We start from the raw sequence: 25455 nt of genomic DNA, 5'->3' as shown, positions 1-25455 counted from the left end.
TAATTAATCTGTATTTTTGAATTTACAATTAACGAAAATTTAAAATCATGGCAAATAATCATATTACAACTACCTGGAAAGGCGATATGAAATTCGAAAGCGATAACCCTTCTGGGCATAATTTATTTATAGATGCCGGTGAAGAGAGTGGAGGAAAAGGTGATGGCTACAGGCCAAAAGCATTAATGCTTTCTGCGTTGGCAGGTTGTTCGGGTCTCGATGTAGCCTCCCTGATAAAAAAAATGCGCCTGGATGTCGATGATTTTGAAATCAAGATAGACGCTCAACTTACGGAAGAACATCCAAAATATTACGATAAAGTAACTATGGACTTTCATTTTAAAGGCGATAATCTGGATGAGACAAAACTTACCAAAGCGGTAGATCTTTCCGTTGAAAAATACTGCGGAGTAATGGCGATGTTTCAGAAATTCGCCGAGGTTAAAATCAATATATTTTTCAATAAGTAACCCTTAAAATTAACTAGTAAAATGAAACGGTCATGAGATTTATAATTCATATACCATCCCTGGAATATGATGTAAAATAGCATGAACGTTCCGGAATCTATTATGATGTTTTGCAGGATTCGTGCAAGCAAAAAAATTAAACACATGAGTAAAGTTAGCCTGTTTTTTTATGCTGCAATTTTTGCAGTACTATTCTCTAATGCTCAAACCAAAGAGCATGTTATTTCCCATAATGAAGAAATAATTGTTACCGATCCCTCAAAAGGAGCTAACAGTTACAAACGAACCACTACGTTTCCATCTTCTGATAAAGACATTCGTCAGATTAAGTTATTGTTGACTTTCGAGTGTCCGGATAAAGATAAAATGAGATGTGCCGATTGGGATTATGTGGATCATATTAATGTGATCCCAAAAAACGATACGACGACCTACGAGATCGCAAGGATGTTAACGCCTTATGGAGGTCGTTTTCAGAAAGACTGGATTTTTAAATGGGAGGTTGATGTAACCGATTTTAGTGAAATTCTCCGCGATGAAGTGGTAGTTGATTACATACATACCGGGTATGAGGATAATAAAACAAGAGGGTGGAAAGTAACGGTAGATTTTGAAATCACCTATGGAACTCCAGTCGCAAAACCTCTCGCCATTCATAAAATATATGATGGGAATTATTCCTATGGAGATAAAAACGATCCAATAGAAAACCATTTGAAACCCATCAGCTTAAAAGCGAATGCTGCAACTGCCTTTTCAAAAGTTAAAGTACACCAGACAGGTCATGGAATGGATAAAAATGGCTGTGGTGAATTCTGCGATAAATGGCGCGATATCCTTTTTAACGGAGAGGTGGTAAACCATAAAGATATATGGATGAAGTGTGGAGATAACCCGCTTTATCCACAAGCGGGAACCTGGATTTTCGATCGTGCAAACTGGTGCCCTGGGTATTTATTACAACCGGATGAAGTGCTTATAGCTGCTAAAAACGGAGAAGAGTATACCGTAGACATCAATATGCAGTCTTATGAAACTGAGAAACCAAGTGCGAAGGAACTTCTGGTAGCCTACGTAATAGAATATGGAGAGATTGCTTCGGCAAATGATGTAACCCTGCTTGATATTATCAAACCATCTGCTAAATTAAATTATAGCAGAATTAATCCAACAGGAGGCTTGCCCGTAATCAAGGTCAAAAATAATGGGAGCAAGCCATTGACCAAAATGACAATCAAATATTATCTGGAAGGTCAAAAAGCGAAAAAATATAAATGGACTGGTAATATAGCATTCGGTCAGGAAGCTCAAATCACTCTTCCGGAGGAAGTATATGCTGCTGAAGATGACCTTAAATTCACAGTAGAACTGGAAAGACCAAATGGAAAGCGCGATGGTTTTGAAGCTGATAATACACTTTCATCAACCTATCAAAAGCCTGATATTTTACCTCAGGATATTGTATTGCGTTTTAAAACCAATAAAAAACCTCGACAAAACACTTATCGGGTTGAAGATAGCTTTGGTAATGTGGTGTTTAAAAAGGATAGCACCGATTTAATGCCGGATCATCTTCATATGGATACTTTAAAGTTGAAAGACGGCAGCTATAGCTTTATCGTTGATGACACAGGTAACAACGGACTGGAATTTTGGTTTAATGCTAAAGAAGGCGCAGGAAATGTTAAAATACTGGATACCCTCGGACAGGCCATAAAACAATTTAAATCAGACTTCGGTAAAAACATCACCTATAACTTTGTAGTAAGAAATGGAGAAGAATACTCACTCGATCCTAATCCATCAGTAAGCATGTTTGGAGCGCGCACCGATGGACCGGTTATTGTTGATTATTTTGCCAACAAAGCGCAAGAGGTAAAGATCTATATTACTGAACAGGAGAATCCAAAAAACATTGTTCAGGCGCATATGTACCAAAACTTTAAAGAAGGTATTCTGGAATATGATTTGTCATACCTGCCAAAAATGAGATATACCATTATGGTAGTGGTAAACGGAGAAACAATATTTAAAAATAGAATCCGCCTCAAAGAATAATATAGGTTGAGTTGCCTGCCCGTTTCAAACGGGTAGGCAATAAAATATGTAAACCTATAACCGAAAGTGACATATCACTACAGAAGTATTGATTTTTTTATTAGATTTTTATAAAAAAGAGGCTGAAAATAGCTTTAAAAATAAATAAGTAAAACCTATGCGTTGGACGCTGAAGCCCAAACCGGAAATAGCTAAAATAAAAGAACTGGCTCAACAATTAAATGTTGATACATTTATAGCAACACTGCTATTGCAGCGCGGTATTGAAACGTTCGACGATGCAAAAAGGTTTTTCCGACCTTCACTTAATGATTTGCATGATCCTTTTCTGATGAAGAATATGGATAAGGCGGTAAGTCGTATCGAGGCTGCGATTACTAATAATGAGAACATTCTGGTGTATGGAGATTATGATGTAGATGGAACGACTGCGGTTTCTCTCATGAGTTCATACCTTTTGTCAATCTATCCTAATGTGGCTACATACATTCCCGATCGATATAATGAAGGTTATGGAGTTTCTTATCAGGGAATTGATTTTGCAGAAGATAATGACTTCTCATTAATAGTTGCGCTCGACTGTGGTATTAAGGCCATTGATAAAGTAGCGTATGCCAGTGAAAAAGGAATCGATTTTGTTATATGCGATCATCACAGGCCTGGTGATGAAATACCTCAAGCCATTGCCGTTTTAGATCCCAAACAAACTGATTGCCATTACCCCTATGATGAACTTTGTGGTTGTGGTGTTGGCTTTAAGCTTATTCAGGCACTGGCATCAGGGAGAGGACAGACAATAAACGATTTAATTCCTTATCTTGATTTGGTAGCAACCGCCATCGGAGCAGATATAGTGCCCATTACAGGAGAAAACAGGGTGTTGGCTTACCACGGCATGAAAGTGATCAATAACAATCCAAGACCGGGAATAAAAGCAATAACCCATCAGCTTAATAAAAAGAAATTAACCATCACAGATGTTGTATTCATTGTAGCCCCGCGTATCAACGCCGCGGGTAGAATGAAACACGGACAGCACGCAGTAAATTTGCTTACAGAAAAAGATCTTAATGTTGCCATCGGATTTGCATCAGAGATAGAAGATTTTAATTCAGATCGTCGTGACCTTGATAAGCAAATAACAGAAGAAGCCCTCGAACAAATACATGCTAATAATGAACAGGAAAGATATACGACCGTAGTGTATAAAAATGACTGGCATAAGGGTGTAATTGGTATTGTAGCTTCAAGATTAACAGAAACCTATTACAGACCCACTTTAGTGTTTACTAAAAGTGGTGAAAAGCTGGCAGCTTCGGCACGTTCCGTTAAGGGTTTTGATGTATATAATGCCTTAGATGCTTGTAGAGATCATATTGAACAATTTGGAGGACATAAATATGCAGCAGGTCTAACCTTAAAAGAAGAACAATATGAAGCCTTCAAACAAAAGTTTGAGGAGGTGGTCGATAGTACCATTGATAGAAAGCTATTAACACCGGAAGTATTAGTGGATGCAGAAATTGACCTCGATGTGATAACCCCTAAATTCTATAGAATTATAAAGCAATTTGCTCCTTTTGGCCCCGGGAATATGACACCTGTTTTTATGACGCAAAACCTTATGGATACTGGCTATGGTAAAGGAGTGGGAGCAGACGAAGCACATCTAAAGATAACGGTTACTCAATCCTTTGAATCTACCATTGGGGACAGTAAATCCATTGCAGGTATCGGTTTCAATATGGGTGATAAAATAGAGTTGATTAAAAACAAAAAGCCATTTAGTGCCGTATATTCAATAGACGAAAACGAGTGGAATGGTAATGTAAGCTTACAACTTAAGTTAAGAGACATTCGATAAGTTCGGGTGTTGTAAGGAGCATGCCTGAGAAACGACTACCCTTTCGTGAATAACGATCCATAATCACAACGATTTAAAGAAAGGAACTCATAATATGTTAACCTGGAGCGATATTATACACTTTACAGTTAAAGGGAATCCAACTCCTGATCAAAGGATGGAAAAAACAGAGGCCGAATGGAAAGACCAACTAACGCCCGAAGCGTTCAGAATTACACGACTTAAAGGAACGGAAATGGCTCATTCCGGTGCATTATGTGCTACCCACGATGCCGGTAAATATAATTGTGTGTGTTGCAGCACCCCCTTGTTCGATTCAACCATCAAATACAATTCCGGATCCGGTTGGCCTAGCTTTACTCAGCCTATTAAAGAAAACGCCATAAAGTATGAAAAAGACACCTCTTTCGGTATGGTGAGGGTTGAGGTTATGTGTAATACCTGTGATGCTCATTTAGGACATGTGTTTCCGGATGGTCCTGAGCCTGGAGGGTTAAGATATTGCGTAAATTCAGCATCCATTAAAATAGAAATAGAAAGGGATAGAAATGACTAATAAAAAACTTGAGATAGCAACGATCGGAGGTGGCTGCTTTTGGTGTACAGAAGCTGTGTTTCAACAAATAAAAGGAGTAGAAAAAGTAGTGTCGGGTTATACTGGAGGAAATGCCCCCGGAAAACCAACATACAGGGAAATATGTTCAGGATTAACAGGTCATGCTGAGGTAATTCAAGTACATTACGACCCGGAGCAAATAGCATACGAAGACCTGCTGGTTATTTTCATGACCAGTCATGATCCAACAACCCTCAACAGGCAGGGAGCTGATGTAGGAACTCAGTACCGATCAGTTATTTTCTACCACAACGAGAAACAAAAAGAAGTTGCGGAAACCGTACTAAAAGAAATGATTACATATTACCAGGACCCAATTGTTACAGAGATAAGTCCGGCATCTGTCTTTTATGAAGCAGAGGATTATCATCAGAATTATTATAACAATAACAGCACCCAGGGATATTGTAGTGTAGTGATTACTCCTAAACTGACCAAACTTCGACAACAGCATGCCGATAAATTAAAGGGGTAAACCTTATAAATCCATACAGGAATTTGTATCTTAATGATAAGAGTTTTAAAATGTTACTTGATAACTAGCATTTTTGACAATGGTAAATTATAATGAAGTTAATAGGTAAATCGAAAGGTTTAGCCTATGTGTGATTTAATATACTTAAGAAAAGATTCAAAGGCTAAAATCCCATGGAAAAGAAAAGTATAGCATAACGATTGTGTTAATTAGGTATGAAATTAAGGTATTTGATTATCAGTGTTGTTAAATGGAGCTCAATAACAAAATCCATACATCAATGAACAAACTAAAATTAAACATAAAAGACACTTTTAATAAAGAATTACCGGCAGATCCTGTAACTGACAATACCAGACGCCAGGTAAAGGAGGCTTGTTTCTCTTTCGTAACTCCGCGGAAAACTTCTAAGCCTGAGCTGGTTCATGTGTCTGATGAAATGTTGTTGGAAATTGGATTAACTACCGATGATGCTAAATCAGAAACTTTTCTACAGGTATTTACCGGGAATGAGATATTGGAAAACACGCAGCCTTATGCCATGTGCTATGCCGGTCATCAGTTCGGTAATTGGGCCGGACAACTGGGCGATGGACGGGCAATTAATATTACTGAGGTAGTACACAAAGGAAATCGCTGGGCTTTACAGCTAAAAGGGGCGGGAGAAACACCATATTCTCGAACCGCAGACGGATTGGCCGTATTGCGTTCGTCTATTCGTGAATACCTTTGTAGCGAGGCGATGTATTACCTGGGCGTACCCACTACAAGAGCATTGTCACTGGCACTTACCGGCGATAAGGTACTTCGCGATGTAATGTATGATGGCCATCCTGAATATGAAAAAGGAGCGGTGGTCTGTAGAGTCGCTCCCAGCTTTTTACGATTTGGGAACTATGAAATATTTGCTGCAAGGCAAGATGATAAAAACTTAAAAGTTTTAACCGATTACACAATAAAGCATTTTTACCCGCACCTTGGGGAACCTTCTAAAGAAACTTATATTAAACTCTTCAATGAGGTAAGCCAAAGAACCCTCGAAATGATTGTGCACTGGCAACGTGTAGGTTTTGTGCATGGTGTCATGAACACGGATAATATGTCAATTCTCGGACTCACTATAGATTATGGCCCATACGGTTGGCTGGAAGGTTTTGAATACGGATGGACTCCCAATACTACTGATGCCGGTACCAAACGATACCGTTATGGCAACCAGCCCAATATGGGATTGTGGAACCTGTTCCAACTGGCAAATGCTTTATACCCTTTAGTGGGAGAAGCGAAACCTTTTGAGGATGTTTTGAATCAGTACAAATTAGATTTCGAAAAGAAATCACTCGAAATGATGCGCGCTAAACTCGGATTGGTAGCTGAAGAACCTTCAGATGTTACACTTACCGCACAGCTGGAGGATAATTTGCAGCTTTCTGAAACCGATATGACTATCTTTTTTAGATTGCTGGCAGATTTTAATGTTGAACAACCACAAAATGGTTTAAGCGGGGTGCATAAAGCATTTTATAGCCCTGACGAATTAGATGACGAAAGAAAACAAAAATGGAATGATTGGTTCGCCGATTATGCTAAGCGATTAAAAAGGGAGGACACTAATAGTATGGAACGTAAGAAGCAAATGAATGCTGTTAACCCTAAATATGTATTGCGAAATTATATGGCGCAATTAGCAATCGATGCAGCTGATGAGGGAGATTATAATTTAATTGAAGAATTATATCAGCTGTTGAAAAAACCGTACGATGAACAGCCGCAGTACGATAAATGGTTCGCTAAAAGACCGGAATGGGCGCGTAATAAAATTGGGTGCTCCATGCTTTCTTGTAGTTCCTGATTTAATTATTAATATAAATATGGAGTTTAATTTAGTAGGTAAAACGATTCCCGAATGGCAGCTGCTTCCCATTTTTAATGAGAAAGTACCAACAGTAAAAGATTTTCGAGGAAAACCTTTATTGATCTTATTTTTTTATCTGGGGTGTCCTGGATGTAAGGGAAGAGCAATTCCTTATGCAAATAGAATAGTTTACGAAGATTTGGGGGTCAATGTAATCGGAATTCATACCAGGTTCGCGGGGAAAGTGTATACTGATGAACAACTACAGGCAATAAAAGAGGAGTTTCATATGCGGTTCCCTTACTATCGGGATAAGCCTGAAGCAACTACCTTTAACACCTATTTTGCAGGAGGAACACCTCATTGGGTATTGGTAAATAGTGAAGGTACGGTAGTGCAGTCGATGTTTGGTTCCGATCCTAATAATGCGCTGTTGCGATTAGACCTGAAAATCAAAGAGTTGTTACAGAGCCATGAAACCAAAGAAGGATAAAATAGCTTTTAGTGGAGGTTGCTATTGGTGTTTGGAAGCCGTTTTTCAATCTTTGAGAGGAGTCGATTCCGTCGAACAAGGGTTTATAGCACCAGATGCAGAGCCTAATGAATTTTCGGAAGCAGTAATCGTACATTATAACCCTGCCCGGATCGCACTCAAAACTCTGATCGAAATTCACTTACATACCCATAAAAGTACGGTTAATCATAGCATGAGGAGTAAATACAGGTCAGCAGTTTATGTATTTTCAAACAGATATTTGCCTGAAGTAAATGAAATTTTAAAAGAGTTACAAATACAGTTTGATGAAAAATTGATCACAAAAGCGTATCTTTTTAATGCTTTTGAACCATCGGAAGCAATGTTTAAGAATTATTATTATACCAACCCCCATAAACCCTTTTGCCTGAACTATATCAACCCGAAACTTCAGTTGTTAATTCAGAAGTTCAAGGGGACTGTCAATTTAGAGCAATTAGATGCGAGTAGTTTATAAATATAATTACCATGAAAAGCACGATACTTTCAATTACCAATAAAAAAGGGTATAATCTGCATGCCTCTCTGGAATTACCAGCCAATCAAAAACCGAACTATTATGCCGTTTTTGCTCATTGCTTTACCTGCAGCAGTAGTTTGATAGCCGTAAAAAACGTGAGCAGGGCTTTAACCAATCACGGATTTGGAGTGGTGCGTTTTGATTTTACAGGACTTGGGAGAAGTGAAGGTGAATTTGCAGAGAGCCATTTCTCTGCTAATGTTGAGGATTTGATCGCGGTTTACAATTTTATGTTGGAAAATTATGAGGCTCCCGTTCTTTTCGTAGGGCATTCTTTAGGCGGTGCGGCAGTTTTGGTAGCAGCCTCAAAATTACCTGAGGTAAAGGCAATTGCGACTATTTCAGCTCCCGCTGAAGTATCCCATGTAAAACATTTGTTTTCCCATCAATTGGAAGAGGCCGAGGCCAAAGGAGATGTAAAAGTGAATATAGGAGGCAGACCATTTGTAATTGATGATGAATTTGTAGAAGATTTTGATAAAACAGATTTGCCCGCTATTGTAAGGTCTTTGCGAAGACCATTGCTTATTATGCATGCGCCATTTGATACGATTGTCGGAATAGAAAACGCTCAAAAACTTTATAACAGTGCCATACACCCCAAAAGTTTTGTGAGTTTAGATGGAGCTGATCACCTGCTAAGTGATACCAAGGACAGCTTGTATGTTGGTGATATAATAGGTGCCTGGGTGCAACGTTATTTTGAACCTATGGAAAATAGGATGTTGGATACGGAGGGAGAACAATTGGTGGCTCATTTAAATTTGAAAGAAGATCATTTTACAACTAATATGCAAACCAAAGACCATGCAATGATCGCCGATGAACCCCTTAGTTTTGGAGGTGATAACTTCGGTCCTGGTCCTTACGACTATTTAAGCGCATCTTTGGCGGCTTGTAGCGCTATGACGGTAAAACTTTATGCCGAGCGCAAAAAATGGAATCTGGATGAAGTATTTGTTTATGTGACACATTCTAAAAAGCACACCGACGATTTAATGCTGGATGTAGAAAAGCCGGGACGAATCGACCATATGTCTAAAAAATTAAAGTTTGTTGGTGATCTGGATGAAGGTCAAAGAAATCGCCTCACCGAGATCGCTGCTAAATGTCCTGTGCATAAAACACTTCAGAGCGAAGTTGTTATAGTAACAGAAAGGATCAAAGAAGACTAACCCTTCTGTCATTCCGCACTTATTAAGTAACCCCCTGGAACAGGGCCGTAAACCAGACCATGCTGTCTAAATTGTCATTCCGTATTTATTACGGAATCCATTCAAAGACGCCTCCAAATCATCCCCCTGTCATTCCACACTTATTACGTAACCCCTTAGAACAGTGCCGTAAACCAGACCATGCTGTCTAAATTGTCATTCCGTATTTATTACGGAATCCACAGGCTATGGAACCGAAGCCTACTTCATTCCCCTAATGAATACTTTTCTTAACCACCTTGCGTTTATTAAGAAATTTCTCTTAATTTCGGAGGTATTTAATACAGAAGTAAAGTTGTTTTAGTGAACTCAATTCTGGTAGAGAATAACAAAGGTTAATATAAGTCATTCATTTGCCAGGATTGTAAAGCTTTGAACCCTTTCGAATTAAGATGAGCCAATTTCATGAAACTATAAAAAAACAGCGTTGAGATATTTTACATTGATTTTATTATTAGTAACGGTTTTAAGTTGTAAGCAGTCTGACAAAGTACAATTCATCAGTCTGAATTCACAGGCCAGGCTAACTTATAAACAATCAGAGCCAAGTCCTGATGTGCTTAAATATATCAAGTATCAAAACAATAGTATCGCTTTAACAAATGCTACCTTCTATGATGGTAAAGGGAATCCCCCCAAAGAAAATCAAACTCTTATTGTAGAAAATGGCCATTTTGTTTCCATTGGAAAAACCTCGAAAATTGCAATTCCGGAAGAAGCAGTGGTCATAGATCTGAAAGGAAAAACTGTTATCCCGGGTATCGTAGGAGTCCATAATCACCTTCATATCCCTCGCTTTCCGTTCATTGGAGAACTTGCTTCAAAATTATATTTGGCATCGGGAGTAACAACGATTCAAACGTGTGGATCTGCAGCACCACAGCAAGAAATTGAGTTAGCAAAAAGAATTGAAAAGGGGAAGTATATCGGACCGGATATTGTAACGAGTGGTCCTTATTTTACAGGAAAAGGAGGAAACCCAAACATGATAATCCCTGAGAGTGAAAGTCAAATACGGGATACCATTCAATATTGGGCTCAAAAAGGAGTTCGGTGGTTTAAGGTATATCGCAATACAACTCCTGAAGATCTGGAGATTATTATCAATGAAGCTCATAAACAAAATGCAAAAGTAACCGGGCACCTATGTTCAATTACTTTTGAGGAAGCAGTTCACCTCGGAATCGATGGGATCGAACATGGCTTAAACAGTACAAGTGATTTTAGGAATAATAAAACTCATGGTGTTTGTAATGGTTCCAGGGAATATATGGATGAACTGAAAATAGAGAGTGATGAAGTAAAGAACCTTCAGGAATTGATGATTAAAAATGATGTGTTTCTAACGTCGACACTGGCGATATATGAAGCAAGTATTCCGGAAAGAGCTTATGCAGACCAACGTACCCTGGCTATGATGTCTCCTTATTTAGTATCCCAATATCAAGAAAGAAGAAGAAATTATGATCTCAGAAAATCAAAAGATAGTATAAGAGTAAAAAGACTAAAGCGTATCATGGAATTCGAACATCAGTTTTATAAACTTGGCGGCACCTTAACTGCGGGTGTTGATGCCGGGAGGCATGTGTTGCCTGGCTTTGGTGATCAAAGAAATTTCGAATTGCTGAAGGAAGCTGGTTTCAATAATCAGGAAGCTTTAAAAATTATGACCGGTAACGGAGCCAAGGTTCTTTCAAATTCAGCTATAGGAACTATTGATATTGGTAAAAAGGCCAATTTTGTCATTTTAAAAGGTCCCATTGAAAACTCCATTCGACATGTTGAATTAGTTTTTAAAAATGGCTTTGGCTACGACCCATTATCAATTTTAACGGAGTTAAAAGGTAAATTTATAGAGGAACAGTAAAATAATTATGACATAATATGAATGAAGTGAATCAATTAAAACAGCGATATATCGATTACGCCAATTATAATATTTGGGCCAATAACAGATTAATCAGCGACCTTTTAGCACAAGAAGAAGGAATAATGAATAAAGAGGTTGCAGCAAGTTTTTCAAGCATACGTGCTACGGTTTTACATATTTGGGCAGCTGAAACTGGGTGGCTGTCCCGTCTGAAAGGAAACGGATGGAGCGAGGTATCAAAAGTAAGAGACTTTTCAGGGAGCAATCAAAGCTTGTTTAAAGCTTGGCAAGAAACTTCCGAAGAATTTAAAAACTTTCTGGTATCTGCCGATTTGGAGGAAGAAGTTTCGTTTGAACAGAAAGAAGAGAAGTTTTCGATTCCGGCACGGGAAATTACACAGACAGTTTTTAATCATGGGAGTTATCATAGGGGGCAGGTAGTTATGATGATGCGACAGTTGGGGGTGTCGAAAATCACCCAAACAGATTATATCGAATGGTGTAGAGAAAAACAAAGAGGCAATGTCTAAGGACAAAATGTAATTAAGATCTATTACTTTTTATAAATCTTTTATATGACAGAACAACTTCCGGTATATATAAAGGTCCTGTTCGGTTTAACGGTACTAATTACCTTAGTATGGTTCTTTAAAGCTGTAAAATCAAAATCAGTTTTAATAGTTATAATCATCTGGACTCTCATTCAAACTGTATTGGGGTTAAATGGGTTCTATCAGGATACAACCCATTTACCGCCAAGGATCTTGCTTGTTGGTGTTTTTCCGCCACTGATATTGATAGCAATCACCTTTTTTACCAGGAAAGGTAAATTGATAATGAATCAGATGGATCTTAAAATCCTTACAAACTTTCACGTTATTCGAGTACCGGTCGAGATTGTTCTGGCTTTACTGTTTTCTTATGAATTGGTATCCGTCTATATGACCTACCATGGAACCAACTTTGATTTGCTTTCTGGACTTACTGCGCCTATTATAGGCTTTATAGCATTCAAAAAAGAGAAAGTCAACAATAAACTTTTATTGATATGGAACATAGTATGCCTTCTGTTGTTATTGAATGTGGTTATAACGGCTGCTTTTGCCCTGCCTTCACCTTTTCAAAAAATTGCGCTCAATCAACCCAATGTTGCGCTGCTTTATTTTCCATTTAATCTGCTCCCTTCAGTAATTGTTCCGTTGGTGCTTTTTGCTCATTTAGTGGCGATTAAAAGAATCATAAAATAAAGTGCATTTCTTGTAGAATTGATCATTATTTGTTGAGTGATTACTAAACCATTGACCTTAAAAAAGAACCGTTTGGAGAGTATTCTCCATTGATTAACGGATCGTTTGCTAACTTGAAGAGATTGTAAATTATTGAATTTTAAAGTAAATTTTACGTTTATGAAGTTTTCACTTTCTTCCAGAAGCTCCACCTTTTTTGCCATATTAATAATGATTTTTTCGGTTTCTTGTAAGCAGAAAGAAAAATCTAAAAATGAAGCAACCGCAGTGAAAGAGCTCGCTGAGGTGATAGAAGTAACCACAGTAGGTATGGAATTTCAACTCGTCAATGAAATTGAGAGTGGTTGGACTACCTTTAGATACATCAACAAGTCCGAAGAACCTCATTTCTTTATTTTAGAGAAGATGCCGGATAGTATTAGAATTGACGATTATAAAAATGAGCTGTTTCCTCCTTTCATGGCAGCCTTTAAGCTATTTGACCAAGGGGATATGGAAGCCGGAATGAAGGAGTTTGAAAAAATTCCGCAATGGTTTTATAAGGTTGAACTTGGTGGTGGGGTAGGCCTGGTCTCTCCGCATACTGAAGCTATGTCAACCATATATTTAGATCCGGGAGTTTATGTGATGGAGTGTTATGTTCGCATGCCTAATGGGCAAGCACATGCTTTTATGGGGATGGTCAAAGAGTTGGTAGTTACAGAAAATAATAACGGACAAAAAGAACCAATAGCAGATTATCAAATTTCCCTTTCAAGTGAAACAGGCGTTCAATTTGTAGATTCATTAAAGGCGGGAACCTACACTTTAGGGGTTACCTTTAATGATCAGAAGTTATATGAGCATATGCTTGGTCATGATGTTAATTTGGTAAAGCTGGATAAAGGTGCAGAATTGGATACTTTAGGAGGCTGGCTTAATACTATGGATATTAAGGCATTTAGAACCCCGGCCCCAGAAGGGTTTACATTTATGGGAGGTGTTGAGGATTTGAAGGCACAACGAACCGGGTATTTTACGACTTCCCTAACCGAGGGTGATTATGTGCTTATATCAGAAATTCCGAACACTCTTGAGCGAAATATGTTCAAACGGTTTACAGTTCATAAAAATTAAATATAAATAGCCATGGGTTTGAAGGATAACCATGTTAATTACATCGAGCTGAGAGCTCCAGACTTAAATAGTGTCAAGGAATTCTATTCAACTACTTTTGGATGGACCTTCACAGACTACGGACCGGGCTATACCGCCTTTTCCAACAGTGGACTTGATGGGGGTTTTGAGCAGAGTGATAATGAGATTTTAAATGGGGTGTTGGTAGTCTTGTATCATCAAGATCTGGAAGCGGTAAAAGATGCGATAGTCGATAATGGTGGTAAGATATCAAAAGAGATTTTTTCATTTCCCGGAGGTAGAAGGTTTCACTTTTTAGATCCTGCAGGGAACGAGCTGGCTGTTTGGTCAGACCAATAAAAGAGAGAAGTACCTAGGCAATACATTAGACCTGCTAAAAAGTGAGTTTATATGAGATCCATCTTATCAATGAGATTCCCTTAAATTCACTATCTTAGATATGAAATCCCTCAAGCATTACCTGTGATAATTTAGCCTGTATAGAATGCGTTTAAAAATTGGAGATAACCAAAATTTGTTGCATTATGAAACTAACAACAATCACAGGGCTAGCGCTACTTGTTATAGGCATGGCAGCCTGCAATGACAAGACCAAATCACCCGATACAGATAAAGAACCTATAGCAAAAGCCGAACCCATTACAGAGTTAAAAATTGAAAGCCTTTTAAGAGATTCCTTAGCGCTTCAACCCAACCTTGAAGTTATTGTAAGTTATGTAGAAGTTCCTCCTAATATGGCATTGGAAAAGCACTATCACCCTGGCGAAGAATTCGCGTATTTAATAGAAGGTTCGGGTGAGTTCTGGTTAGACGGAGAGTCAATTGTAATTACCAAACCGGGAGAAGCCTCTAAAGTGCCCCTCAAGCGAATGCATAGTTTTAAAGCACTCGACAATGGTGCCAAATTCATTGTATTCAGAATACACGAAAAAGGGGCGCCGGAACGAATCATGGCCAATGAGGCAAACTAAGGGGTTATGTTTAGAGAGTTCACTCCATGTTATTACATTTGTGCTTCTCAATTAATAATGGATTAAATACAATAACATGGAGTTAAAAGCATTTATAGAACAATTATCAAATCATCCATCTGCTATAGAATTTATCGATACCATGGCCGTAATAGATGCACATTATTCATTTACACCTACTGAATTTAAAAATGGCGATATCCTCAACGAGGCTAATCAAAACAATGGTTCCTGTAAAATATTTGCTTTTGCACAACTCAACCAATTATCAAAGGAAGCTACATTGGCTTGCTTCGGAAAATTCTATACCGAAGAGGTATTGGAAGATCCTGAAGGAGATGGACACCAAAATATTCGTAATTTCATGAAATATGGCTGGGATGGTATCCAGTTTAAAGGGGAGGCCTTGATATCAAAATAAACCTAAAATTCAGGTTCTGATTTTCGTTCCCCTTTTCATCCCTATTGTCATTCCGAAATCGTTGCAGAATCCATAAAAGAAGTCAGTTCAAATCATCCCACTGTCATTCCGTACTTATTACGGAATCTACAAGAGAATGAGCCGAAACCAAAATACTCCATCCCCATTGTCATTCCGCATTTGTTGCGGAATCCATCTGAGGAAGAATTGTAACCAGAAAGTGTCAGCCAATTGTTATTCCGCATTTATTGCGGAATCCACTAGAATAGGTGGTCAAAATCATCACTCCTGTCATTCCGAATTCTTGTGCTGAACTTGCTTCAGTATGTTGCAGATTTTATTAAAATTGGAAATGAAAGTTTCTTATTGTCATTCCGCACCTGTTGCGGATTCTTGGCAGGAAGAATTGTAACCAGAAAGTGTCATCCATTTGTCATTCCGCATTTATTGCGGAATCCACATGAATAAAAGTCGATAACAGAACATTTAAGAACTTCGTGATGAAGGGATAAATGAATTAAGAAGCCGTCATAGAATCGCGATAAGCAGCTCCCCATTTTGCAAGCTCCTTAATAATGGGCTCTAGCGTTTTGCCATGCTTTGTTATGGCGTATTGTACCGTTACAGGCTTGGTGTTCATGACTGTTCGGGTAATAAGCTGATTCATCTCCAGATCTTGTAATTCTTTGGAGAGCATTTTGGTGCCTATACCTTCTATTTCCCTCATTAAATCCATAAATCCCAGTTTGTCCCCTTCTATTAGGGTTCCCAAAATATGGAATTTCCATTTCCCTGATAATACGCTCATGGCGTCATTAATTGCTTGAATTCTTACCTGACAGATTTCAGTACAATTTACTATCGGTTTTTTTTTCATGTATTTCCATTGATAAAATCGTAGCCAAAAGTACTAAATCATCAGGCAGTTTCCTAGAGGAACCTGGTTTCCAAAAGGAAACCCATAGCAATAATAAACAGGCAGTAATTTATGTTTGCAGCAGTATTATAAACAAAAAACCTTGGGATAAAACCTCAGGGTGTTTAAAACAAACACAGTTTGATTTTACAATAAAAATTATGAAAACATATAAAACGCTATTTTGGATAAGCACGGGTCTTTTTTCGGCCTTTATGTTGTTTAGTGCATTCAATTACCTTACTTCAGAAGAAATGAAAAACGCATTTGTTTTTATGGGGTTCCCGGAAGATTATTTTAGAATTCAACTAGCCATAGCGAAGATGTTAGGTGCTCTGGCTTTAATTTTTCCCTTTATCCCTAAGCCTTTTAAGATATTCGCCTATGTAGGTTTTGCTATTAACATTATATCTGCTATTATTGCACATATAGCGAAAGACTACCACGCTTATGGGTTTATAGTATTTTCACTGATACTTCTGATAGTTTCATATTATACCTACGAAAAAATCAACTTAAAAACGATACAAGCTGCTAGCTAATTATGAAAGGGAAAAGTGCTTTGGTTGTATTACTAATAGGCTTTTTAAGCTTTAGTGCTTGTGATGGACAGTCAAAAAAACATAGTATGAAAAACGAGACCAATAACAATCCGTTATTATGCGATCCACAGACAGGGGTGTGCGAAATGCCTGTTAACGATTCAGCTACGCAAAATTATAATACGCTGAAAGCTTCTGAAAAAACAGTTAAGATCATTTACTATACAGACCCAATTTGTTCTTCCTGTTGGGGTATTGAACCGCAGCTGCGTAAATTAAAACTGGAGTATGGTAATGAGGTCGATATAGAATACAGGATGGGAGGATTATTACCGGACTGGAGCTATAATAGTGGTGGAATTAGTAAACCTGCCGATGTCGCAAGTCATTGGGATGAGGTAAGCTTGTACTACGATATGCCTATTGATGGTGATGTATGGCTAGAAGATCCTTTGCATTCTTCGTATCCACCATCCATTGCTTTTAAAGCTGCACAAATGCAAGACAATAAAAAAGCACTCCTGTTCCTTCGCGAGATCAGAGAGATGGTATTCTTACAAAAAAAGAACATTACCAAGTGGACGTATTTGGAGGAAGCAGCTAAAAGAGTAGCCTTAGATATAGTCCCGTTTAAAGCTGATTTTGAAGGGAAAGCCAACTTATTGTTTAAAGAAGATTTGAAACTGGGGAGAACTATGGGTGTTCACGGATTCCCAACGATGTTCTTTAGAAACAATGATGGAAAAACAGAAATGGTATATGGTTCCAGGCCATACGCTGCTTATGAAAACGCTATACTGAAGTTGCTGCCAAACGCTAAAAAGCAGATGTATGATAAAAGCCCGGAGGCTATATTTTTGGAATATCCTACCCTAACGGCTAAGGAGTTTTCAGAACTGACCGAAACTTCGAGAGAAGAAGCTGAAAAAACATTGGACGAAATGACAGCAGATGGAACTTTGGAAAAGTACACGACCAAAAACGGTGCTATTTGGAAACTAATAAATACCAGTAATTAATAAGATTCAAAAACCTAAGGGTTAGGTTTGGTTACACTTTTTCGGTGTAATTTAATCTTCTGACAGCGGCTGGAAAGTAGAATGCTTTTCGTCGCTGTTTTAGTTTAACAAGGCAAGGAAGCCATTTTACACAATTTTCCTGTAATTCCGCCCCAATTGTCATTCCGCACTTGTTGCGGAATCCTCTCCCCACTGTCAATTCTCAGTCAATGTCATTCCGCACTTGTTGCGGAATCTAAAGGAATTGGAATTAGAATCAGAAGATACCACCCCAGTTGTCATTCCCCACTTGTTGCGAAACCCACAGTAGGTGGAGTCAAAATCATAACCTAAATCGTTATTATGTTCCTTTCATCAAAATAGTGCTCGCAATTCGAATAATAATCAGAAATTATTAGTAACTTAAATACTCATAATCAAACACTTTCAAAACCATCTGGAGTATAAGTAAGCAAGGCAGAAAAGCCTGTGCTATTTAATGAATAATCGGACTTTTTAAATGCGTCCCCTCCTCTCCCTCAAACCTCGTTTTTGTTAACGAAGAGGCTAGTTATGCAATTCATAGGTCCATATTAAGTATATCTTCCCATTAAAAAGTTTGATGCCATATCGGTAGAAGTTAGTAGCTGTAGTCTTATCCGTCTTTATAAGGGGATATAGTAATATTGGATTCCTATATTGCTTTTTAGTGTTAATTCCCCTATTTTCGAACTCAAAATTTGTAGGTATATTTTATATCTGAAAGTAATAATTAGCTTTCAAGCACAAATTGAATAGAACCCATTAAAACCAACATTACCATGAGAAAAATAATCTTATTGTTTTTATTCTTTATTTCAGTTTCCGTTTCAACTGCGCAACAATCACCACAGGAAATAACTTTTAACTTTTTCGAAACATATAAGAATAAAGGAGCCTCCATGGCCCTGGATCAATTGTATAGTACCAACCCATGGATGTCAAGATCAACCGATGCTATTACCAATGTAAAAAGTCAGTTAGAAGGATTAAATGAAGATTATGTGGGGAAGTATCACGGATACGAAAAGCTTAATGAAAAATTATTGGGTACCAGTTATATGCTGTTAAGTTATATGGTGAAGTTTGATCGCCAACCCATTCGATTCATATTTCATTACTACAAGCCAAAAGATAAATGGGTGATTTACCTATTTAAATTTGATGCTGCTATCGACGATGAAATGAATGAGGCAGCGAAATTGTATTATGAAAACTTATAGGTGTAATCAAATCATATTGCGTGCGAATTAATCGCTACCTATAATGTTAATCCTATAAAAGGAACTTTCAATGAGAACATTAATTTTGACCATAGTTGTTGCTGTATTTTTAATAGGGAAGGTATCCAAAGCCCAAATCAAAAATCAGAATTTTCTTGAGGAGCTCAGACAAGAAGTTCAAAAAGCCAAAATACCCGGATGTGCTGTTGTGGTTATTAAAAATAATGAGGTGGTGATATCCGAGTCTATAGGGCAGGCTGATGTGGCATTTTCAGTACCTGTTGACAAACAGACTATTTTTTCAATAAATTCACTGGCGAAAATCTTTGCCGGAACCGCTATTATGCAATTGAAAGAAGCGGGTAAGATTAATTTGTCTGATCCGGTTTCTCGCTATTTGAATGATCTCCCGTTGTCCTGGCAAAAAATTACCGTAAGGCAACTTCTGAGTCATACTTCAGGATTACCAGATATTGAAGATGTTGAAAATGGCGGATTGATTGGAGGAAAAGGCGATGAATATGCATGGGATTTAGTACGGGAAAAACCGATTCGATCAAAGCCGGGAGAGCAGTTTAATTACATCGCTACCAACTACCTGTTAATTCAAAAATTGATTGAGAGATTCGGACAGATGGACTATGTAGAGTTTTTAAAAAAGAATCAATTCGATAAAATTGGTATTAGTGATCAGGTGGTATTCGGAAGTTCCTATGACGTAGTTAAAAATAAAAGTACTACGTATATGTATTATATAAAAGACAAGCGAACCAAGGAGTATGTTAAAGTGGATGAACTGAATGAAATATCAGAAGACCTCTCACCAATTGTTTGGGCCGATACAGGTGCTTTTGCTACTGCTGATGCCATCACCAGGTGGATATTAGCACTTGAAAAGGGTGAATTTATTTCAGAAAAGAGTAGGAGTGAAATGTGGACACCAGTCTCTTTAAATAATGGTCAATATGGAGGTTTTGGAGAAGTCTTGAACGGATATGCCTATGGCTGGCCGGTAATCAGGAGAAGTAATCATCCGGCAATCGCACCCATAGGAGGTGGGCGTGCTTCTTTAATTGTGTATCCGGAAGATAAGCTAACCATTATTCTCCTTACAAATCTAACGGGAAGTTCTCCTCAAAAAATTATTGAAAAAGTAGCTCCCCACTTTTGGGAATAGCAGACGTATATTATTTAACAATTGAAATCAACAAGATGAATACGTTCATTTTGTAAAAGGAATCCTCATGAGATCCTTGTATGTTAATTTAATATTGGTTTTAAGTTTTATGTATTAACTTAGTGTTTGTTTGTAATTAGTTGTTAGTCAGCATGATGAAAAGTAGTTTTGAATCCTGTTAAGAATTTTATCGTAGTTTGTTCTTTAATAAAATCAAATGCTTTATGAAAAGTAATTCGCTCTTCTGTTTATGGGTTATATTTTTAATAATGGCGTCGTGCAAAACCGAAGCCAAAAAGAGTGTTCTTGAAGATGGATTGTCAAGCGTAACCATATATTATAATGGAGATATTATAACAATGGAGGGGAATGAAGCTAATTATGTAGAGGCTGTGGTTCAAGATAATGGTAGAATACTTTTTACAGGTACTAAAAATGAAGCCATAAAGCAGTATCCAAAGGCGGTTGATTTTGATTTAAAGGGTAAAACCTTAATACCAGGATTGATTGAGCCACACTTACATCCATCGCTGGCAGCTATAATGCTTCAAAATGAAATTATTGCTCCTTATGATTGGAAGTTGCCATCCGGTATAAAGAAAGGCGTACAGGGTCAGAAGGCCTATCTGGAAAGAATTAATGAATCCATAAAGTCTAATGCACAGCCTGATAAACTGTATTTTATATGGGGGTTTCATCAACTTTGGCATGGTGAACTGTCAAGAGAAGTTTTGAATAATTTAGCTGGAGATCAGCCAGTAGGGATTATTCATAGATCATTTCACGAGATTTATTTAAACGACGCAGCCATAAGTATGTTGGGCATTAAAGAAAAAGACTTTAAAGGAAACCCACAAGTTGACTGGCAAAAGGGACATTTTTATGAAGGTGGATGGCTAGCACTAGTACCTAAAATGGCTCCTGTGCTGTTAGAGCCCGAAGGGTACCTGAAAGGGTTGAGTGTTATGAGTGAGCTATTACTTCAAAATGGTATAACAACTATTGCAGAACCAGGATTTCCTAGCTCTGATTTTGACATGGAAATGGAGTTGCTTATGAGAGAGATGGATAATGATCCTCCTTATGATGTATACTTAATACCTAATGGAACTCAGCTCTATACAATGAAAGGAGGAAACCAGGAGGCAATGACTTTTATGGAGACGCTAAGTACCAATGAGCATTACAATACGGAAAAAGTTCACTTATTACCTAAACAGGTTAAGTTATTTTCAGACGGGGCTATATACTCGCTACTTATGCAGATGAAGGAAGGTTATTTAGATGGTCATGACGGAGAGTGGATGACTCCACTCGAATTGTTTGAAGAACAGTTAACGATGTATTGGAATAATGGTTATAAGATTCATGTGCATGCAAATGGAGATTTGGGACAACAAATGGTAATTGATTTGGTGAAAAAGAAACAGGCTGATAATCCAAGAGAAAACCACCGTCTAACACTTCACCATATGGGTTATTTTGATGAAGATATGGCTAGGGAAATGGAAGAATTAGGAATGGAGGCTTCGGTGAATCCGTATTACCTTTGGGCATTGGCAGATAAATATTCAGAATATGGATTAGGAAAAAAAAGGGCCGAAAATCTCGTAGCTCTCAAGCTGCTTACAGATCGTGAAATTCCACTCTCTTTTCATTCAGACTTTTCAATGGCACCTGTAGAGCCTTTAACCCTTGCCTGGACAGCCGTAAATAGAGAGTCTTCTCAAGGGAGTAAATTTTCACAAGACCAAAAAATATCAGTTTTTAATGCTATGAAAGCTATAACAATAGATACTGCTCGTACCTTGAATTTGGAGAACGAAATAGGATCAATACAAAAAGGTAAGATTGCCAATTTTACTATCCTGGATCAAAACCCTTTTGAAATTAACCCTAATGGTATAAAAGATATCAAAGTAAATGGGTTGGTCTTTAAGGGAAAATATGTATCAAGTAATTGATAAGATAAAGTTGATGCGTTCAAACCTGTCCATATTAATTAAGGAATCCATTGGAGCTCGCAGTCAAAATAGCCTCTAATGTCATTCCCCACGTGTTGCAGAATCCACTTTTAATTTTTTTGGTAAACCATTCAAAGTCTGACTGAAATGTACTTTACTATTACGTTCAATGTTACCTTTGTAACTCAAATAATGAAAAAGAAGCTATGTCTAAAGATCAAATAAAGTCGATCATTAATGATAATTCACTGATTCTTATGCAAGGAGGAGTAGTGGAGACACTCCGACGCTCCGGTAAGGTGAGTTTTCATCCTGATCTGATCCACAGCCCCCTCATTTATGATGAACATGGATCTATTGAAATGAAGACTGTTTTTAAAAGTTATATTGATTTAGCCAATAAAACAGCTTCACCTTTTGTTGTTTGTACCCCTACCTGGAGAGCCAATAAGCAAAATGTATTTAAATCCGGGGTCAATGTAGAAATAAACCAGGATGCTGTAAAATTCATGCAATCACTTAAACAGGAGTACCCTTTGTTGGAGAATAAGTTGGTCATTGGAGGTACCATTGGGCCTAAGAATGATTGCTATCAGCCTGACCAGGGGTTATCAGCAGAAGAGGCAGAAGAATTCCACGAATGGCAAATCGAAGAATTAGTTAAAGGAGGGGCTCAATTTGTGATTGCAGAAACCATCCCTAATGTTACCGAAGCACTCGGAATAGCCAAAGCGTGTTCAAAGAAAAACATCAATTACATCATTAGTTTTGTTATCGCTCGAGATGGAAGGATTCTTGATCAAACCGATATCAATACTGCCATAAAATACATCGATAGTGAGGTTGAAAGACCTCCTTTGGGATATTTTATCAATTGTGCACATCCATCCTTCTTATGTGCCGATAAACAACCCAAAGAAGTTTTTGACAGACTGATCGGATTCATGGGGAATGCTTCTGATCTCGATCATTGTGATCTTGATAATGCAACCCAATTACATACAGATGCTATTTCCAATTGGGGTAATGAAATGTTGACCTTAAATCATGTATATGGGGTCAAAATACTTGGTGGGTGTTGTGGTACGAATGCAGAACATATCAATTATATGAGAACGCACCAGTGAACGCAATAGGTAGCAGGAATTACAAAATCTGAAAAAGTTTAATTACATGCCCTGACAAAGTCATAATCAATACTCCAGGCAATCGTATTATCCAATTTCAGCCGTCCTTCATTCAGGATTATGATTTTATATTCGTCAAGCCCTTTTTTACCCGACTTAAAATTAACCCTCATAACCAAATTGTCATCAGATAGTTTGTAGGTCCCACGGTTGGTATCATTCATGAATTGGATTTTAAAAGTCATATCATCATAGAACTCCCATATGTGAGTTCGGTTATTACACTCCCAAACTACATGCCAGGTGCCTAAGATTCCTTCTTCAATATTTACAGAGATTGGAGAGATGCCTTCATCATCTGATGAACAAGAAAAAAACAGGAACATTCCGCCTAGTGTATAGATAAACCATTTCATCAACTTCATTTTCTATGCTATCAATAAGTTACGAACTTATTCTGGTGTTAGCACACGAAAAACAACCTATTGCACTAATAATCGTTTAAAAACATATATGGTTTAGGCTAAGATTTATGTCTGCTGTAGGGAGGCTATAATATTTCTTAATTCATCAATGTCAGGATATTTTCTATAACCAGTTTTTCTTTGGTCCACGGTGTAAAATGGTTTTCTCCTTTTAAGGTTTTCCCCGTAAAATATTCAGGATTGAAATGTGATTCGGCGAACTCCAGATTCTTATAGGGAACTAACATATCTTGATCCCCTTGAAGCATTAAAACCGGTACTGAAACCAGTTGCCAGTCATTCACATGTTTAATTAAAGCTTCGGCATGAGAATATTTTTCATCTCCAGAGACATTCCAGGAAGTAGGAATGAGCCACCGGGTTATTTGCCATTGAGTAAAATTTCCCGCCCAATAGTATTTTTCCAAATCCGGATCTAAAGCCGGAGCAATAAGAAGCGTAGCTTTAATATCTTTGGAAAGTAATGGAGCATAAGCAGCGATGGTTCCTCCATAAGAGTGGCCAACCAATACCACATTTGTTAAATTGTATTGAGCGATAAGCTCTACAACCACTTCGCTTTGGGTTGTTATTTCCGTAACAGCGTCACCAAATCCTGAGTATCCATACCCCGGACGATCGTAGGTAATAATATTGGCCTTCTGGTGAAGGCTGTCATTATTCAGGTAGCGATAGAAAGCATTACCTGAACCGGGAGATCCGTGTATAAAAATCACAGATTGATCTTTGTCAAAGCCTGTTGCAACGACCCTAATATCTCTGTCAGTCGCTTTCGACTTGAAATAGTCAATCTTAATGTCGGTGTGTAGTTCTTTAAAATAGGCTCTTGTTTCCCTGTCAGACGATCTGAAAGTCATAAATATATGTGGTAACACAAGGGCAATAAGTAGGAGAAAAAGAAAAATATATCTTTTACGTTTATAAAATGCTTTATTTGAGGCGCCCTTAGCCTTCATATATTTTTCGTTCCAGTTGTTTTCCGTCGAAAACGGCATAGGTATAATGCGTAATCCAGTCCCCCAGATTAATATACTTCGCATGATCTCCCAGGTCTATCTCCATAGGAAGGTGGCGGTGACCAAATACATAATAATCTCGGTGTTTACTTTCCTGTTTAAGTTTGGCATACTGTACCAGCCACTCGTTGTCTTCGCCTAAAAAGGTAACGTCCTCATCACCCGATATCAGTTTGTTTTTAACTGACAAGTATTGGGCCAGTCGAACCCCGAGATCAGGGTGTAACCATCTGAAAAACCATTTGGCTACCGGATTTGTAAAAACCTTTTTCATTCGTTTATATCCTATGTCACCCGGTCCTAAACCATCGCCATGGCCAATAAAAAAAGTAGTTCCGTTAAAGGTGAATTCCTGTGGTCGATGATACACCGGAATATTGAGCTCCTCTTCAAAATATCCATCCATCCACAGATCGTGATTCCCTACAAAAAAATAAACTGGGATACCCGAATCAGTAAGTTCTGCAAGCTTTCCCAAGGTGCGGGTAAAACCTTTTGGAACCACTGTTTTGTATTCAAACCAAAAGTCGAAAAGATCTCCCAATAAAAAAACAGCCGCAGCATCGTGCTTGATTTCATCGAGCCACTTTACAAATTTCTTTTCTCTTGGAAGACTTTGTGCCGGGGTTGGAGCGCCGAGGTGATTGTCGGAAGCAAAATATATTTTCTTTCCTTCAGGAATATTCATTCTGTTAAGTTCTTCTTGTAAATATAT

At 37.9% G+C, this 25455-nt stretch carries 26 protein-coding genes; 22 read left to right on the top strand and 4 right to left on the bottom strand.

Features of this window, described 5'->3' with window-relative positions; genetic code table 11:
* Positions 1-47 precede the first annotated feature (47 nt).
* The 16 genes from P278_RS13255 (at position 48) to P278_RS13180 (ending at position 15253) form a co-directional block, all read left to right on the top strand.
* Positions 48-470, top strand: a complete 423-nt coding sequence (locus tag P278_RS13255) for an OsmC family protein (protein ID WP_038267669.1) — start codon at positions 48-50, stop codon at positions 468-470.
* A 144-nt stretch (positions 471-614) separates the two neighbouring features.
* Positions 615-2528: a peptide-N-glycosidase F-related protein gene (locus tag P278_RS13250; protein ID WP_038267666.1), complete on the top strand. Its 1914-nt coding sequence runs from the start codon at positions 615-617 to the stop codon at positions 2526-2528.
* A 157-nt stretch (positions 2529-2685) separates the two neighbouring features.
* Complete coding sequence (recJ, locus tag P278_RS13245) at positions 2686-4392, top strand: single-stranded-DNA-specific exonuclease RecJ (RefSeq protein ID WP_038267664.1); 1707 nt, start codon at positions 2686-2688, stop codon at positions 4390-4392.
* A 94-nt stretch (positions 4393-4486) separates the two neighbouring features.
* Positions 4487-4948, top strand: coding sequence for a peptide-methionine (R)-S-oxide reductase MsrB (gene msrB, locus P278_RS13240; RefSeq protein ID WP_038267663.1), 462 nt, complete (start codon positions 4487-4489; stop codon positions 4946-4948).
* Positions 4941-5483 carry a peptide-methionine (S)-S-oxide reductase MsrA gene (msrA, locus tag P278_RS13235; protein WP_038267662.1) on the top strand — a complete coding sequence of 181 codons (543 nt, stop codon included), beginning with the start codon at positions 4941-4943 and terminating at the stop codon, positions 5481-5483. The genes msrB and msrA overlap by 8 nt, the downstream gene beginning before the upstream one ends.
* Before the next feature lie 280 nt (positions 5484-5763).
* The gene (locus tag P278_RS13230) at positions 5764-7335 is read left to right on the top strand and encodes a protein adenylyltransferase SelO (protein WP_038268010.1); all 1572 of its coding nucleotides are present in this window, start codon (positions 5764-5766) and stop codon (positions 7333-7335) included.
* Positions 7336-7354: 19 nt separating this feature from the next.
* Positions 7355-7831 carry a peroxiredoxin family protein gene (locus tag P278_RS13225; protein WP_038267661.1) on the top strand — a complete coding sequence of 159 codons (477 nt, stop codon included), beginning with the start codon at positions 7355-7357 and terminating at the stop codon, positions 7829-7831.
* Positions 7812-8330 (top strand): peptide-methionine (S)-S-oxide reductase, encoded by a 519-nt coding sequence (locus P278_RS13220; protein WP_038267658.1) that lies wholly within the window; start codon positions 7812-7814, stop codon positions 8328-8330. The genes P278_RS13225 and P278_RS13220 overlap by 20 nt, the downstream gene beginning before the upstream one ends.
* 11 nt (positions 8331-8341) lie before the next feature.
* Positions 8342-9568, top strand: coding sequence for a bifunctional alpha/beta hydrolase/OsmC family protein (locus P278_RS13215; protein ID WP_038267656.1), 1227 nt, complete (start codon positions 8342-8344; stop codon positions 9566-9568).
* A gap of 466 nt (positions 9569-10034) precedes the next feature.
* Positions 10035-11474: an amidohydrolase family protein gene (locus P278_RS13210; protein ID WP_082436159.1), complete on the top strand. Its 1440-nt coding sequence runs from the start codon at positions 10035-10037 to the stop codon at positions 11472-11474.
* Positions 11475-11491: 17 nt separating this feature from the next.
* Positions 11492-12007 (top strand): DinB family protein, encoded by a 516-nt coding sequence (locus tag P278_RS13205; RefSeq protein ID WP_038267652.1) that lies wholly within the window; start codon positions 11492-11494, stop codon positions 12005-12007.
* 45 nt (positions 12008-12052) lie between these two features.
* Positions 12053-12724, top strand: a complete 672-nt coding sequence (locus P278_RS13200) for a hypothetical protein (protein ID WP_038267650.1) — start codon at positions 12053-12055, stop codon at positions 12722-12724.
* A 159-nt stretch (positions 12725-12883) separates the two neighbouring features.
* Positions 12884-13840, top strand: coding sequence for a hypothetical protein (locus tag P278_RS13195; RefSeq protein ID WP_051413561.1), 957 nt, complete (start codon positions 12884-12886; stop codon positions 13838-13840).
* A gap of 12 nt (positions 13841-13852) precedes the next feature.
* Positions 13853-14200, top strand: coding sequence for a VOC family protein (locus P278_RS13190; RefSeq protein WP_038267648.1), 348 nt, complete (start codon positions 13853-13855; stop codon positions 14198-14200).
* 185 nt (positions 14201-14385) lie between these two features.
* Positions 14386-14832: a cupin domain-containing protein gene (locus P278_RS13185; RefSeq protein WP_051413560.1), complete on the top strand. Its 447-nt coding sequence runs from the start codon at positions 14386-14388 to the stop codon at positions 14830-14832.
* 76 nt (positions 14833-14908) lie between these two features.
* Positions 14909-15253 carry a HopJ type III effector protein gene (locus tag P278_RS13180; protein WP_038267645.1) on the top strand — a complete coding sequence of 115 codons (345 nt, stop codon included), beginning with the start codon at positions 14909-14911 and terminating at the stop codon, positions 15251-15253.
* Positions 15254-15770: 517 nt separating this feature from the next.
* Here the strand turns inward: P278_RS13180 and P278_RS13175 are convergent.
* Positions 15771-16130, bottom strand: a complete 360-nt coding sequence (locus P278_RS13175) for a winged helix-turn-helix transcriptional regulator (RefSeq protein WP_038267643.1) — start codon at positions 16128-16130, stop codon at positions 15771-15773.
* Positions 16131-16330: 200 nt separating this feature from the next.
* On the opposite strand from P278_RS13175, the gene P278_RS13170 reads away from it, so the two are divergent.
* The 6 genes from P278_RS13170 (at position 16331) to P278_RS13145 (ending at position 23239) form a co-directional block, all read left to right on the top strand.
* On the top strand, positions 16331-16711 hold the full coding sequence (locus P278_RS13170) for a DoxX family protein (protein WP_038267640.1): 381 nt from the start codon (positions 16331-16333) through the stop codon (positions 16709-16711).
* Positions 16712-16797: 86 nt separating this feature from the next.
* Positions 16798-17730: a ClpXP adapter SpxH family protein gene (locus P278_RS13165; RefSeq protein WP_038267997.1), complete on the top strand. Its 933-nt coding sequence runs from the start codon at positions 16798-16800 to the stop codon at positions 17728-17730.
* Between the two features lie 800 nt (positions 17731-18530).
* The gene (locus P278_RS13160; RefSeq protein WP_038267637.1) at positions 18531-18971 is read left to right on the top strand and encodes a hypothetical protein; all 441 of its coding nucleotides are present in this window, start codon (positions 18531-18533) and stop codon (positions 18969-18971) included.
* Between the two features lie 70 nt (positions 18972-19041).
* Positions 19042-20148 (top strand): serine hydrolase domain-containing protein, encoded by a 1107-nt coding sequence (locus tag P278_RS13155; RefSeq protein WP_038267634.1) that lies wholly within the window; start codon positions 19042-19044, stop codon positions 20146-20148.
* Positions 20149-20417: 269 nt separating this feature from the next.
* The gene (locus tag P278_RS13150) at positions 20418-22112 is read left to right on the top strand and encodes an amidohydrolase (protein ID WP_051413559.1); all 1695 of its coding nucleotides are present in this window, start codon (positions 20418-20420) and stop codon (positions 22110-22112) included.
* A gap of 206 nt (positions 22113-22318) precedes the next feature.
* Complete coding sequence (locus P278_RS13145) at positions 22319-23239, top strand: homocysteine S-methyltransferase family protein (protein ID WP_038267632.1); 921 nt, start codon at positions 22319-22321, stop codon at positions 23237-23239.
* A 38-nt stretch (positions 23240-23277) separates the two neighbouring features.
* Here P278_RS13145 and P278_RS13140 read toward each other — a convergent pair whose 3' ends face one another.
* The 3 genes from P278_RS13140 to P278_RS13130 all read right to left on the bottom strand — a co-directional run bounded on the left by P278_RS13140 (position 23278) and on the right by P278_RS13130 (position 25428).
* Positions 23278-23655, bottom strand: coding sequence for a hypothetical protein (locus P278_RS13140; protein WP_038267630.1), 378 nt, complete (start codon positions 23653-23655; stop codon positions 23278-23280).
* Positions 23656-23801: 146 nt separating this feature from the next.
* Positions 23802-24581: an alpha/beta fold hydrolase gene (locus P278_RS13135; RefSeq protein WP_161808361.1), complete on the bottom strand. Its 780-nt coding sequence runs from the start codon at positions 24579-24581 to the stop codon at positions 23802-23804.
* Positions 24582-24669: 88 nt separating this feature from the next.
* On the bottom strand, positions 24670-25428 hold the full coding sequence (locus tag P278_RS13130) for a UDP-2,3-diacylglucosamine diphosphatase (protein ID WP_038267628.1): 759 nt from the start codon (positions 25426-25428) through the stop codon (positions 24670-24672).
* Between the last annotated feature and the right edge of the window lie 27 nt (positions 25429-25455).

Source organism: Zhouia amylolytica AD3 (genome assembly GCF_000511935.2).
GTDB classification, from domain to species: domain Bacteria; phylum Bacteroidota; class Bacteroidia; order Flavobacteriales; family Flavobacteriaceae; genus Zhouia; species Zhouia amylolytica.
Note: the sequence above shows the minus strand (reverse complement) of the source record. Positions and strands in the feature narration are given on the sequence as shown.